Raw genomic sequence first — 479 nt, forward strand, 5'->3', positions numbered from 1 at the left:
GCGAGCGAGGCAGTGGCCTTGGGGCTGGCAGACGAAGTCGGCGCCGGTCTCACCGTCAAAGCGTGTCTGGGCCAGGGCAGTGTGCTGCAGCGTTTCCAGCACGCGCCGCAGGCATTGCTGGCTCAGCTGGATGAACCGCTCGATCCCGAGCCAACGCCCGAGCCGGCCAAGCCAGAACCTGAAAAGCCGCCCATCGTGGACTCGGCCAAACTGGCCTTGCTGATCACCCAAAGCTGCAACGCAGCCGGGATCAGCAACCTGATCGAATCGCTGATCAGTAATACCAAACTGGCCGACGAAGCCACGGTCAACGCGGCGCTGACCAATGCCAAGAATGTGCGCGATCTGTGCGTGGCGGCGCGACTGCCTGAGTTCACTCAGCAATTTGTGGCTGCTGGGCTGACTGCCGAAGCAGTACGCGGGCGGCTGTTCGACAAGCTGGTCAGCGGCGGCGGTTTTGAAATCGACAACAGCCTGCC

Annotated in this window: 1 pseudogene; it reads left to right on the forward strand. The window is 62.8% G+C overall.

Annotation, left to right across the window (positions count from 1 at the left end):
* A pseudogene (locus tag AWM69_RS22735) lies at positions 1-479 on the forward strand (Clp protease ClpP); the annotation flags it as partial.

Source organism: Pseudomonas sp. D1HM (assembly GCF_019266105.1).
GTDB classification, from domain to species: Bacteria; Pseudomonadota; Gammaproteobacteria; order Pseudomonadales; family Pseudomonadaceae; genus Aquipseudomonas; species Aquipseudomonas taetrolens.